The sequence below is a fragment of the uncultured Methylobacterium sp. genome, assembly GCF_964251405.1.
Taxonomy (GTDB): Bacteria; Pseudomonadota; Alphaproteobacteria; order Rhizobiales; family Beijerinckiaceae; genus Methylobacterium.
Genome location: NZ_CAXUJR010000099.1, coordinates 1 through 13,000, shown reverse-complemented (window position 1 = coordinate 13,000; position 13,000 = coordinate 1). Strand labels below are relative to the sequence as shown.

Here is a 13,000-nt window from a genome sequence, read left to right as displayed (position 1 = left end):
TGGATTTCAGCTCCAGGATCTCGCCGTTCACGTCGACGGTGATCTTCTTCGAGAGGTCGCCGTTGGCCACCGCGGTCGTCACGTCGGCGATGTTGCGGACCTGGCCGGTGAGGTTGGCGGCCATCATGTTCACGTTGTCGGTCAGATCCTTCCATGTTCCGCCGACGCCGCGCACCTGCGCCTGGCCGCCGAGCTTGCCCTCGATGCCCACCTCGCGGGCGACGCGCACCACCTCGCTCGCGAAGGAGTTGAGCTGGTCCACCATGGTGTTGATGGTGGATTTCAGCTCCAGGATCTCGCCTTCGACCGCCACGGTGATCTTCTTCGAGAGGTCGCCGTTGGCCACCGCGGTCGTCACGTCGGCGATGTTGCGGACCTGGCCGGTGAGGTTGGCGGCCATCATGTTCACGTTGTCGGTCAGATCCTTCCATGTTCCGCCGACGCCGCGCACCTGCGCCTGGCCGCCGAGCTTGCCCTCGATGCCCACCTCGCGGGCGACGCGCACCACCTCGCTCGCGAAGGAGTTGAGCTGGTCCACCATGGTGTTGATGGTGGATTTCAGCTCCAGGATCTCGCCCTTCACGTCGACGGTGATCTTCTTCGACAGGTCGCCGTTGGCGACCGCCGTGGTGACATCGGCGATGTTTCGCACCTGTCCCGTCAGGTTTTCGGCCATCAGGTTCACGTTGTTGGTCAGGTCGGCCCAGGTGCCGGCAACGCCTTCCACGCGCGCCTGGCCCCCGAGTTTTCCCTCCGAACCCACTTCCTTGGCGACGCGGGTCACTTCTGAGGCGAAGGAGTTGAGCTGGTCCACCATCGTGTTGATGGTGTTCTTCAATTCCAGGATCTCGCCGCGCACGTCGACGGTGATCTTCTTCGAGAGATCGCCGTTGGCCACCGCCGTCGTCACGTCGGCGATGTTGCGGACTTGGCCGGTGAGGTTCGCCGCCATCAGGTTCACGTTGTCGGTGAGGTCGGCCCAGGTGCCCGCCACCCCACGCACCTGGGCCTGCCCGCCGAGCTTTCCTTCCGAGCCGACCTCGCGGGCGACGCGGGTCACCTCGGAGGCGAACGAGTTGAGCTGGTCCACCATGGTGTTGATGGTGTTCTTCAGCTCCAGGATCTCGCCGCGCACGTCGACGGTGATCTTCTTCGAGAGATCGCCGTTGGCCACCGCGGTCGTCACGTCGGCGATGTTGCGGACCTGACCGGTGAGATTGGCGGCCATCATGTTCACGTTGTCGGTCAGATCTTTCCAGGTTCCGCCGACGCCCTCGACCTGCGCCTGACCTCCGAGTTTTCCTTCCGTGCCGACCTCGCGGGCGACGCGGGTCACCTCCGAGGCGAAGGAGTTGAGCTGGTCCACCATCGTGTTGATGGTGAGCTTGAGGGCCAGGATCTCGCCTTTCACGTCGACGGTGATCTTCTTGGAGAGATCGCCGCGCGCGACCGCGGTGGTGACCTCGGCGATGTTGCGGACCTGGCCGGTCAGGTTCTCGGCCATCATGTTCACGTTGTCGGTCAGATCCTTCCAGACGCCCCCGACGCCGCGCACCTGCGCCTGCCCGCCGAGCTTTCCTTCGGAGCCCACTTCCTTGGCGACGCGGGTCACTTCGGAGGCGAAGGAGTTCAGCTGGTCCACCATCGTGTTGAAGGTCGATTTGAGATCGAGGATCTCGCCCTTCACGTCGACGGTGATCTTCTTCGACAGGTCGCCGTTGGCCACCGCCGTCGTCACCTCGGCGATGTTGCGGACCTGTCCCGTCAGGTTGGCGGCCATCAGGTTCACGTTGTCGGTGAGGTCCTTCCAGGTTCCGCCGACGCCCTTCACCTGCGCCTGCCCGCCGAGCTTGCCCTCCGATCCCACCTCGCGGGCGACGCGGGTCACCTCGGAGGCGAACGAGTTGAGCTGGTCCACCATCGTGTTGACGACCTTGCCGATGCGAAGGAACTCGCCCCTGAGCGGACGGCCGTCGATCTCGATCTGCATGGTCTGGCCGAGGTCGCCCTTGGCCACCGCCCCGATCACGCGCGCGACCTCGGTCGTCGGTTGGACGAGATCGCCGATCATGGCGTTGACGGAGTCGACGCACTCGTTCCATCCGCCGGTCGCCGCCGGCAGTTTTCCGCGCTCGCCGATGCGTCCGTCCTTGCCGACCGCGCGGGCGACCCGGTCGAGTTCGCGCGACAGGCCCTGGTTCAGCTCGACGATGTCGTTGAAGGCCTCGGCGATCTCCCCGTCGATTCCCGTGAGGTCGAGGGGCAGGCGGACCGAGAAATCGCCCTTGCGGAAGGCACGCAGGCTCTTGAGGAGGAGCTTCGGCTCCAGCTGCGACTGGGTCGACGTCATGCGGTCATGCCTTCGTGCGTGGGTCGAATGGCCTGCCGGTGCGGCCATTCGCTAGGAGAGTTGTGACCGAGGCAGGCATCCGGCCCGGCATCCGGACGGTAGAAGAACGAGTCTGAACCGCCGCTTACTCGCCGATCTCGACAAAAGCGAGCGTGGTTCGGCGCATGGTTCATCGGTCGTTTCATTGAGCAGTCGTGTGTCGGGATTTCGAGCCACACTGGCTTCACCGTTGCTGCTACCCTTGCGGGCACGTGCCGCGCTCCAAGATCTGTGAAATTGTCGGCGAATACAACGCAGGCGGGCGGTCGTTCTCGCCGTTGCTCGATGCACCGGATACCGCGGACATCTTCCTTCCGACTGCTCCACTGCTGCTGTCCCGACAAATCAATCCCAGCCGATGGCCTGGTCAACCTGGCATTCCGACCTCTCAGGAGTTCGCATGCCGTGCCGCATGTTGGTTTCACGAACGATCCGCCTTCCCGTCGCGCTGCTCTGCACTATTCCGCCGAACGAGGCGGTATGACGGCCTAGATTTCGGCGTTGCGCAAGCGATCATCGCATCTCATCTTCCAGGCTGCGTTGCGTGTTGAATTCACGCCTTTTGAAAACAGATGAAGATGTCGGTCACAAGAGAGTGCTGCCAAGTCGGAAGCTCGGAAACAGACGTTCAGCTTTTTGTCCAGAGGTTCATGTGAACTATGTCATGCTTAGTCCAAAATTTCAAAGATGCTGGCGTTGACTTCTCGCTCGGACACGATTGATCTTCTCGTCGGCCGAGCGTCGAGAGGAAGACCATCATGTTGGCACGTCTGTGTTGTGCTCTCGTCATCCTCTTGATGAGCACTGCCGCGATGGCGGAGATCGTCATCGACCAGGCCATGATCACGAATGGAGAGCTTCGCGTGTTCGGCCGCATCAATCCACCGCGAAGCGTGGCCGTGACCTTGGACGAGATGGAGAAGGCGACGGCCGACAAGGATGGCCGGTTTGCCTTCAGGGCCAATCGCCATCCGGCGAATTGCGTGGTCACGGTCAAATCGGGCGACATGAACCAAGCCGCGGTGGTTGGGTTCTGTGGGCAGCGAGGTCCCGAAGGCGGGAGGGCATCGACGCCGGCGGCCGTGACCGGCCCGACTGCGGCGGCGCCTGCTCCCCAGATCGGCCCCCGTGGGCCTCAGGGCGTCGCGGGGCAACAAGGTCCCGAAGGTCCGCAGGGCGCAAAGGGTGAACGGGGGGACCCTGGGGCTCCGGGTCCTGCGGGCGCCGCCGGACCCGTCGGCCCCATCGGCAAGACGGGCGAACAAGGCCCTGCGGGACCCATGGGTCCGATGGGTCCGGAGAGTAAGACGGCGTCGACGTCGATGCTTCGCGTCCAGGTCGCGGAATGCAGCAACGAGGCGCGATGCGTCGCGTCCTGCGGCAGCGACGAGTTTGCCGTGAACGGGACATGCTCCGGCTCCGAAAGGCCGATCATGGACGAAAGCAGCATCTACTGCTTCGCCCTGAGCGCCGGGCCGTCTGCCATCAAGTCCCGGGCGATCTGTGCGAAACGCTAGCGGTCGTTGCGGACCCGGACCGAGACGGATGCGGCCGAAGCGATGATCCCTTCGCGTTCGGCCTACCCCTACGACCGCAGCCTCGATAGGAGACCGGGCAGCTCCGCGATCGACCCGATGACGTGGTCGGCCAGGGGTTCGATCTCCGCCCGTGCCGCCGCGCCGGCGGGTCCGCTGAGCACGGCGATCGCCACGGCGCCCGCCGCCCGCGCCGCGACGAGGTCGTAGGCGGAATCACCCACGAGGGCGACCCGATCGGCCGGGACCGACAGGCTCGCGGCGAAGGCCGCGACCATTCCGGGATCGGGCTTCTGCCCGTATCCGGAATCGTAGCCCGCGATGAACCGGAGATGGGCGTCAAGCCCGAGCGCCCGGGCTTGCGCCCGCGCCGAGGCCTCGGCGTCGTTGGTGCCGATGCCGAGCGCATAGCCCGCGGCGGTGAGCTCCCGGGCGATGAGCGCCGGCTCCCCGATCGGGGTCAGGGCACGCAGGCCCTCCTGCCGGAACAGGCGGTCCATCTCGGTAAAGAAGGCAGGCCCGGAGACGCACCCGAGCGCGTCCGCCCAGAGCGGGCCGTAGGCGGCCGACGAGCCGGCGATGAGCGGCGAGGTCGGCAGGAAGCGGCGCTCACCCTCGACGTAGTGGCTCACCGTCATCAGGCGGTCGAGGCTCGCCCGGTCTCCCTCGGCGAGGGCCGTCATCACGGCGTACGCCGCCGGCCCCCAGGTCCGGTCGAAATCGACGAGGGTGCCGTCCTTGTCGAACAGGATGCCGCGCAGGCGGCTCACGGTCCCGGGACTCTCTCCACCTCGACCACCATGCCGGCCGGCGTCATGCGCTCGCGGGTGACCACCCGGTCGCCCGGCCCCATCACGCCGAGCGGCACGTCGCGGTCGGGCAGCACGACGGTGGTTGCCTTGTCGAGATGGACGAGGACGTGTCGCTTCTGCGGCAGCGAGGCCGCGGCCCAGCGCCGGAGCTGGCCGAGATAGGGCTCGCGCCGCCACGCCGCCGGCTGGCCGGGATCGACCTGCACGTTCATGTTGCGGGTCACCGGATCGAGGCTGAGCACCATCTTGGCCTTCTCGGGCTTCCATTCCGGCCCGAGCCAGGCCTCCGTCATCCACAGGCAGTGGAAGGCCCGGCAATGGTCGGGCCGGATCTCGTGGATGGCGCAGCCCCTGCCCTGCCTGGTGTGCCGGCACCATTGCCCGGCCCTGCTCTCCACGGCGGGTACGTCGTAGACCTTGCAGCACAGGGTGCAGGTGCCGCAGGCGCGGCCGGGCGCGGGATGGGCGACGATCGTCGCGGGATCGAGCATGGCGTGGGGTCTTCGGTGCGGTGAACGGACGTGTTGGTGCCGGGACACCGGGTCGTTAGTGTGGCGGGACGACGGGGCCGAACCGGCCCGCTTCCACCAGGCACGGGCACCATGCTCTCGAACCTCGCAACCCGCGACGTCGAAACCCTGATCCATCCCTACACCAACCTCTCGACCTTTCGCGAGACCGGGCCGTTGGTTCTGGAGCGGGGTCACGGCGTCTGGGTCTACGACAGCGACGGACGGCCCTATCTCGAGGGCATGGCGGGGCTGTGGTGCACGGCGCTCGGCTACTCGAACGAGGAGCTCGTCGAGGCCGCCACCGAGCAGATGTCGCGGCTGCCCTTCACGCACCTGTTCTCGGGACGCAGCCACGATCCGGCGATCGAACTCGCCGAGACCCTCAAGGAGCTGATGCCGGTCCCGACTTCGAAGGTGTTCTTCACCTCGTCGGGCTCAGAGGCCAACGACACCCAGGTCAAGCTCACATGGTACATGAACAACGCCATGGGACGCCCTCGAAAGAAGAAGATCATCGCCCGCCAGCGTGGCTACCACGGGGTCACGGTCGCCACCGCCTCGATGACGGGGCTGCCGGCCAACCACGCCGACTGGGACCTGCCGCTGCCGGGGTTCCTCCACACCGCCTGCCCGCACCATTACCGGTTCGCCGACCCGGGTGAGACCGAGGAGGCCTTCTCGCAGCGCCTCGCCGACGAACTCGAAGCGCTGATCTTGGCCGAGGACCCCGAGACCGTGGCGGCCTTCATCGCCGAGCCGGTGATGGGGGCGGGCGGCGCCATCACGCCGCCCGCCGGCTATTTCGCGGCGATCCAGGCGGTGCTCGACCGCTACGACGTGCGCTTCATCGCCGACGAGGTGATCTGCGGCTTCGGGCGGCTCGGCACCTGGTTCGGCTCGGAGGCGCTCGGCATGCGCCCCGACACGCTCTCCTTCGCCAAGGCGCTCACCTCCGGATACATGCCGCTCGGCGGGATCAGCATCGACGAGCCGCTCTACAAGCTCATGGTCTCCCAGAGCGCCAAGCTCGGCACCTTCGGGCACGGCACCACCTATTCCGGCCATCCGGTGGCCTGCGCGGTGGCGCTCAAGACCATCGAGATCTACCGGCGCGACCGCATCGTCGAGGGCGTCGCCGAGAAGGCGCCGCATTTCCAGGCCCGGCTCTCGGCGCTGGCCGACCACCCCATCGTCGGCGAGGCCCGCGGGATCGGTTTGATCGGCGGCATCGAGATCGTGGCCGACAAGCGCACGAAGCGGCAATACGAGCCGAAGGCCGCGGTGGCTGCCCGCTGCGTCGCCTTCGCGCAGGCGGAAGGCTTGATCGTACGCTTCCTGGCCGGCGACCGCGTCGCCGTCTGTCCGCCGCTGGTCATCGCACGCGACGAGATCGACACCCTGTTCGACCGGCTGATCCGCGCACTCGACCGCACCCAGGCATGGATCGCGGCGGAGGGGCTGGAAGCGGCACGAGGCTAGGCCCAAACACAAAGTGGCGCCCTGATGCAACGCGAGCACGGTGTGCGGTGCATCATCCTGCCAATGGAGTACAGCATCGCGTCCCCTTAGTCCTATCGCGGGCTGATGTTGGACTTTCATCAGGACTAGTCTCTCGGGAAGGCCGGCGCTTTAAGCATCCGTTCATGTTGCGAGGTGGCTAATGATCGCGTGAGCTGCCGGAATTCGTCCGGCCGCTGCGACCAGTCACGACCGTCCAGCGGATGAGAGGTTCCGACGACGGTCTTCGCGCGAAAACAGGACGTTCCTTCCATGAACCCCTCACAGCAGCCCATGCCCGACGCCGCTCCGTCCGGGCGCCGCTCGAGCGCCACCGATCTCGACCGCGAGGGCTTCCGTCCCGTGGCGCTGCCGGCGCTCGCGGCCGCGGTGCATGCCGCCGGAAAGCCCGCCGCGCGCAAGGCCGGGTCCGGTGGGATGTCGTGCCCCGAGATGACCGCTCGGTTCCAGCACGAGGATTCGCCGCTGGTGTGAGGCGCAGGCCGGCGCCCTTCCGGTGGCACGGCCGTTCGCCGGACAAGTCACGGGTTCCGTGCAGCCGCCCCGATCGGCCGCGCTCGCTGCGCTGGCCGAGGACGGGTGTCCGAAGTAACGTTGTCATTTCGTCAACCTCTGAGCCGGTAGCGTCCAGCGACGGGACCGGCGGCGGCTCGCCGTCAAACTGTCACGATTGCCCGCGAGTGCTGTCGTCGTGTCCCGTGAGAGGTTGAAGAGCCGATGCTGATCCTGCCCAGCCGGCGGCAATTCCTGGGCGGCCTCGGTGGGGCGCTGGCTCTGAGCGCCGCCACGGGGGCCTATGCCTTCGCCGTCGAGCCGCGCTTCCGGCTCGTGGTCACGCCCTATGCGCCGGTCCTCCCGAACTGGACACCCGGACTGACCCTGCGCGTCGCCGTGCTGGCCGATTTCCATGTCGGCGAGCCCTACATGCCGCTGGAGCGGGTGGCCGAGATCGTCGAGACCACCAACGCCCTGAACCCCGATCTCGTGCTCATGCTCGGCGATTACCCTTCCGGCCCCGGCGTCACCTGGCGCGAGGTCACGCTGACGGATTTCGCCCGCGTCGTCGAAGGCCTGAAGGCTCCGCTCGGGGTCTACAGCATTCTCGGCAACCATGATTGGTGGGAGGACCCGGTGGCGATGGCCAACCGTCGCGGACCCGTGGCCGCGCGCCGCGCCCTCGAGGCCCGCGGCATCCCCGTGATGGAGAACGACGCCGTCCGCCTCGTCAAGGACGGCCGGCCGTTCTGGATCGCCGGGGTCGCCGACCAGCAGCCCTTCCACCTCGTCGGCGACTGGCGCAATCCCGCCGATGTGCCAGGCACCCTCGCGAAGGTCACCGATTCTGCGCCGACGATCATGATGATCCACGAGCCAGACGCCTTCCGGAAGGTCCCGGCCCGCGTCTCCCTGACCCTCGCCGGCCATACCCATGGCGGCCAGATCCGCGTGTTCGGGCGCGCGCCGATCATCCCCTCGCGCTATGGCCAGCGCTACGGCTACGGCCACGTGGTGGAACAGGACCGCCACCTCATCGTCTCTGGGGGGCTCGGGGTCAGCCGCGTCCCGGTGCGGATCGGCGTGCCGCCCGAGATCGTGCTCCTCGATCTGGGGCGGACGGTGGACCACACCGCGGGGCACGCAACGCCCCTCGCCGCGAGTTGAGCCGGCGGCCGGGGTCCGGCTTCAGTCCACGATCTAGTGAACGATGGATCCTCGGCCCGCATTCCGGCGGCGGGCCGACGGACGTCTGCCCGTCAGTACAACCCACCGGCCTGGGCGGCCCGGTCCGCGTCGGGCGGCACCGCCGCGGGAGCCGCGGCCGGGGAAGCGATGTAGGCGTCGGGCGGAGCGGTGCCCGGCTTGAACGCCTCCAGGATGGTGCCGGCGCCCTCGCCTGACCCGGCGCGCATGCCGCTCGATGCGCTCACCCGGATCAGCTTGACCCCCGGCGGTACCCGGAACGGCGTCGGCGGCTTGTCCTTCAGGGCGTCCTTGAGGAAGCTGAGCACGATCGGCGCCGCCAACCCGCCGCCGGTGGCGCGGTCGCCCAATGACTTCGGCTTGTCGAAGCCGATATAGACGCCCACCGCCAGATCCGGCGAGAAACCCACGAACCACGCGTCCTTGGCGTCGTTTGTTGTGCCGGTCTTGCCGGCCAAAGGCTTGCCGATCTGCTTCAGGATGGTCGCGGTGCCGCGCTGGACCACGCCCTCCATGATCGAGACCATCTGGTAGGCGGTGAGCGGATCGAGCACCTGCTCGGAATCGTCCACCAGCTTGGGCTCGTCCTGGCCGTTCCACTTCTCGGCGTCGCAGCCGAGGCACTTGCGGCCGTCGTGCTTGTAGATGGTCTCGCCGACCCGGTCCTGGATGCGGTCGATCAGGGTCGGGCGAATGCGCCGGCCGCCATTGGCCAGCATCGAGTAGGCGGTGACCATGCGCATGACGGTGGTCTCGCCCGCGCCGAGTGACATCGGCAGCACGGGCAGCATGTCGTCGTAGACGCCGAAGCGGCGGGCGTATTCGGCGATGAGCGGCATGCCGACGTCCTTGGCGAGCCGCACCGTCATCAGGTTCTTCGAGTGCTCGATGCCGTACCGAAGGGTGTGGGGGCCGCTGGCCTTGCCGTCGTAGTTCGAGGGCGACCACGCCTCCTGGCCGGGGCCGGCCTCGATGGTGATCGGCGCATCCTGGACGATCGAGGAGGGGGTGTAGCCGTTGTCGAGGGCCGCCGAGTAGACGAGCGGCTTGAACGACGAGCCCGGCTGGCGCTGGGCTTGCGTCGCCCGGTTGAACTGGCTCTCGTCGTAGGAGAAGCCGCCCACCATGGCGTGGACGCGGCCGGTATAGGGGTCCATCGCCACGATGGCGCCGGACACCTCCGGGCGCTGGCGCAGTCGGTAGGTGCCGCGGCCGCCGTCCATCGCCTCGACGTAGACGACATCGCCGGGGCTCAGGACGGCGGCGGGGGCACGGCCGGTCCATTTGGTGCCGTCGGCGCCGATCGTGCCGGTCTCACGCTCCTTCGAGACGGCGCCGGAGGCCTCGCGTCGGGGCTGGATCCCGACCTGCGCGCTGCCGCCGCTCGTGCTCAGGACCACGGCGAGGCGCCAAGGGGCGACGTCGCCGAGCGAGGGCACTTCCGCCACCGCGACACCCCAGTCGCGACCGACGAGGTCGACCTTGGCCTGTGCTCCGCGCCAGCCCTGGCGCTGGTCGTAGGTGATGAGGCCGTCGACGAGCGACCGGCGCGCCCAGGCCTGCATCTTCGGGTCGAGGGTGGCGCGCACCGAGAGGCCGCCCTCGTAGAGCTTCTTCTCGCCGTAGCGCTCGGTGATCTCGCGGCGCACTTCCTCGGTGAAGTAGTTGGCATTGGCGGCGTTGGCGAAGGCGACGCGCGGGTTCACGCTGAGCCCCGTCTTGCGGGCTGCCTCGCCCTCCTCCTTCGTGATGTACCCATTCTGGGCCATCAGCCCGATGATCTCGTTGCGTCGGCTGAGTGCCTCCTGGGTCCTGCGGTAGGGGTGGTAGTTGTTCGGCCCCTTCGGCAGCGCGGCGAGGTAGGCCGCCTCGTTGATCGTCAGCTCGTGGACGGACTTGCCGAAATAATCGAGCGCGGCGGCCGCGACCCCGTGCAGGTTGCGGCCCGGCACGATCGTGCCGAGGAAGATCTCGTTGAGGTAGAGCTCGAGGATCTTGTCCTTCGAATAAGTCGCCTCGATCCGGAGGGCGATGAGCGCCTCCTTGACCTTGCGGTCGAAGGTCTGCTCGTTGGTGAGCAGGAAGTTCTTGGCGACCTGCTGGGTGATCGTCGAGGCGCCCTGCTTCTTGCCGCTCTTGGCGTTGGTCAGCACCGCGCGCACGACGCCCTCGGGATCGATGCCGCCGTGCTTGTAGAAGTTCTTGTCCTCGGCCGAGAGGAAGGCCGCGATCACGATCTTGGGCATCGCCTGGATCGGCAGGTAGAGCCGGCGCTCGTTGGCGTATTCCGCGAGCAGCGAGCCGTCGGAGGCGTGGACGCGGCTCATCACCGGCGGCTCGTACTTGGCGAGCGCGGCGTGGTCGGGCAGGTCCTGGCTGTAGGTCCAGTAGAAATATGCCCCCGCAGCGGCGAAGAGCACGAACAGCATCGCGCCGACACTGAACAGGAATCCGAAGAAACGAAGGATGAAGCGCATCCGGGTCCTGTCCGTCGCTGGTCCGCCCGTGCGGTCCGACTGGCGCCGGAGCAAGAGGCTTGCCGCCCCAGCCTCTCGGCGCGGGTCGACCGTCACGATATCCCCGGACGCGGCCCGTCGTGACGGCGTCGAACCGGGGTGCTCTGATGCCCCCGGTTCCACACTCATTCTATGGTGAAACTGGGGCGATGGCCGCCGAGCGCTTGAGGGCGTCCGGCCGCGTCAGTGTGGTGCGGTTGCCAAAGAACGCGTCGATCGCCTTGGCCATGCCCCCCGTCACCTCGGATCGCCACGTCTCCGACTGGAGCAGGTCGAGGTCGCGCTTGCTCGACAGGTAGCCGAGCTCGACCAGGACCGAGGGCACGTCCGGCGAGCGCAGGACGACGAACCCGGCCTCGCGATGGGGCTTGGGGCTCATCTCCATCACCGGGCTCAGATGCGCCCTCAGGCCCTTGGCGAAGCCCGAGGAGAAGCTGCGGGTCTCGCGCAGGGTGAGTTCCTGGAGGATGTCGGCGACCTGGGCCGGGCCGGCCTGGGTCTCCGTGCCGGCGGCGGCGTCGGCCTTGTTCTCGCGGTCGGCGAGCTTGGCGGATTCGGCGTCGGTGGCGCGCTCCGAGCCGGTATAGATCGTGGCGCCCCTCACTTGCGGGGCCGACGAGATCGAATCCGCGTGGATCGAGACGAAGAGGTCAGCATTCGCTTCTCGGGCGAGCCGGACGCGGTCCGAGAGCGGCACGAATACGTCGCGGTCGCGCGTCATCCTCACCCGGTAGCGGCCCGAGGATTCGAGGCGGGAGACCAGGGCCTGGGCGAAGCCGAACACGATGTCCTTCTCGAACACGCCCGTGCTGGCGATGGCGCCGGGATCGATCCCGCCGTGGCCGGCATCGACCATGATCAGCGGCCGGGTGTCGGAGGCCTCGGGGACCGCGGCGGCCTTGCGGGCGGCGGGCATCGGGTCGCTCGCAACCGCGGCGCGGCGGAACGCGTCGCGGTCCGCGCGCTGGAACTCGATCGAGAGCAGCACCGCCCCGTCCTTGGCGCGCGTCACGGTCTCGATCCGGCCGACCGTGGCGGCCTGAGCGAGGTCGACGACGATGCGCGAGCGGCCAGGGGCGAATAGCCCGTAGCGGAACGACGAGACCAGCCCCTCGCGCTTGCGCCCCGCCTCCGGTCCGAGCTGGAAATTCACCTCGGCGAGGTCGATCACCACGCGGTCGGGGCGCTCCATCACGAAGGCGCGCGCCTCGACCGCCTTTGACAGCGTCAGGGTCAGCTTCGTCGTGCCGCCGGCACCCGTGGCGAGGTCGGCTCCGATGGCGACGGCCGTGAGGCCGGGCGCCTGTGCCCGGGCCGCGAGAGGCGATGCCAGGACGAGGGCGATGGCAAGGGCGAGGCGGGCGCGTGCGGGCATCGGTCCGGGAGGCGGCTCGGGGATCGGATTATCGAATCGGGTTCTCGTGCATCTTCGGTAGGGGATACGTCGGCCAGGGTTAACCGTTCCTCACCCCGCCCGGATGCGTTCCCGGTTCGCTGTGACTCCCGAGAGACATCGCCTCGGCTGCAGCGATCCGGCGCTGGCGCTCGTGCAGGGGCGGTTCTGCCGAGAGCACGCTTCATCGGTCATTGGGACAAAGCATCCGTCGCGCAGGCGCCGTCACATTGCGTTCAACTATCGGTTCATGCAACGTAGGGCTGCATGCCACTTTCACCGATTGGCAAGCCGCGCTCCCTGGTCCGGTTTCGTTGGCTAAGCTAGTTGTTATCCAGAATCTCGCCTGGCACTACCTCTGAGAACACATCCCGCGTGGGGATCGATCAGCCAGACAGTCCTGCGCCGCTCCAACACCCTCGGCCATCTTTAGGGTCTCTGCTCTGATAAATATCAGTGCCGTCGCAGAAGACATGGAAGTGAAACGGAATCAATGCTATAGGATAAGTTAAGAATGAAGTGCGTTGCAATTACTCGAATTCTTGATGAAGTCGACATAGTCGAGGCCTTTGTCAGGCACACCGCGACCTACGTTCAGCATCACATCATGATGGACAACGGAAG

Annotated in this window: 8 protein-coding genes; 3 read left to right on the top strand and 5 right to left on the bottom strand. The window is 67.3% G+C overall.

The window, feature by feature from the left end; translation table 11 throughout:
* The 3 genes from ACFE7U_RS15235 to ACFE7U_RS15225 form a co-directional block, all read right to left on the bottom strand.
* The coding region (locus ACFE7U_RS15235; RefSeq protein ID WP_375410568.1) for a HAMP domain-containing protein at positions 1–2,350 on the bottom strand (2,350 nt) is incomplete at its 3' end.
* 1,624 nt (positions 2,351–3,974) lie between these two features.
* Entirely contained in the window at positions 3,975–4,694 is a 720-nt protein-coding gene (locus ACFE7U_RS15230; RefSeq protein WP_375410567.1) for an HAD family hydrolase, read from the bottom strand.
* Complete coding sequence (locus ACFE7U_RS15225; RefSeq protein ID WP_375410566.1) at positions 4,691–5,227, bottom strand: hypothetical protein; 537 nt, start codon at positions 5,225–5,227, stop codon at positions 4,691–4,693. The genes ACFE7U_RS15230 and ACFE7U_RS15225 overlap by 4 nt, the downstream gene beginning before the upstream one ends.
* A gap of 111 nt (positions 5,228–5,338) precedes the next feature.
* Here ACFE7U_RS15225 and ACFE7U_RS15220 point away from each other — a divergent pair, with 111 nt between their 5' ends.
* From ACFE7U_RS15220 to ACFE7U_RS15210, 3 genes are all read left to right on the top strand, one after another.
* Positions 5,339–6,727: an aminotransferase gene (locus tag ACFE7U_RS15220; RefSeq protein WP_375410565.1), complete on the top strand. Its 1,389-nt coding sequence runs from the start codon at positions 5,339–5,341 to the stop codon at positions 6,725–6,727.
* 291 nt (positions 6,728–7,018) lie between these two features.
* Entirely contained in the window at positions 7,019–7,240 is a 222-nt protein-coding gene (locus tag ACFE7U_RS15215; protein WP_375410564.1) for a hypothetical protein, read from the top strand.
* Positions 7,241–7,483: 243 nt separating this feature from the next.
* A complete protein-coding gene (locus ACFE7U_RS15210) occupies positions 7,484–8,428 on the top strand; it encodes a metallophosphoesterase (protein WP_375410563.1) in 945 nt (314 codons plus the stop codon).
* A 92-nt stretch (positions 8,429–8,520) separates the two neighbouring features.
* On the opposite strand, the gene ACFE7U_RS15205 is transcribed toward ACFE7U_RS15210, so the two are convergent.
* Positions 8,521–10,944, bottom strand: coding sequence for a penicillin-binding protein 1A (locus ACFE7U_RS15205; RefSeq protein ID WP_375410562.1), 2,424 nt, complete (start codon positions 10,942–10,944; stop codon positions 8,521–8,523).
* A 169-nt stretch (positions 10,945–11,113) separates the two neighbouring features.
* Positions 11,114–12,358: an N-acetylmuramoyl-L-alanine amidase gene (locus ACFE7U_RS15200; RefSeq protein WP_375410561.1), complete on the bottom strand. Its 1,245-nt coding sequence runs from the start codon at positions 12,356–12,358 to the stop codon at positions 11,114–11,116.
* Between the last annotated feature and the right edge of the window lie 642 nt (positions 12,359–13,000).

What these genes read in the sequence shown, in the direction of transcription:
- ACFE7U_RS15225 (WP_375410566.1), bottom strand. Translation starts at nt 5,227, where the DNA reads ATGCTCGATCCCGCGACGATCGTCGCCCATCCCGCGCCCGGCCGCGCC.
- ACFE7U_RS15220 (WP_375410565.1), top strand. Translation starts at nt 5,339, where the DNA reads ATGCTCTCGAACCTCGCAACCCGCGACGTCGAAACCCTGATCCATCCC.
- ACFE7U_RS15215 (WP_375410564.1), top strand. Translation starts at nt 7,019, where the DNA reads ATGAACCCCTCACAGCAGCCCATGCCCGACGCCGCTCCGTCCGGGCGC.
- ACFE7U_RS15210 (WP_375410563.1), top strand. Translation starts at nt 7,484, where the DNA reads ATGCTGATCCTGCCCAGCCGGCGGCAATTCCTGGGCGGCCTCGGTGGG.
- ACFE7U_RS15205 (WP_375410562.1), bottom strand. Translation starts at nt 10,944, where the DNA reads ATGCGCTTCATCCTTCGTTTCTTCGGATTCCTGTTCAGTGTCGGCGCG.
- ACFE7U_RS15200 (WP_375410561.1), bottom strand. Translation starts at nt 12,358, where the DNA reads ATGCCCGCACGCGCCCGCCTCGCCCTTGCCATCGCCCTCGTCCTGGCA.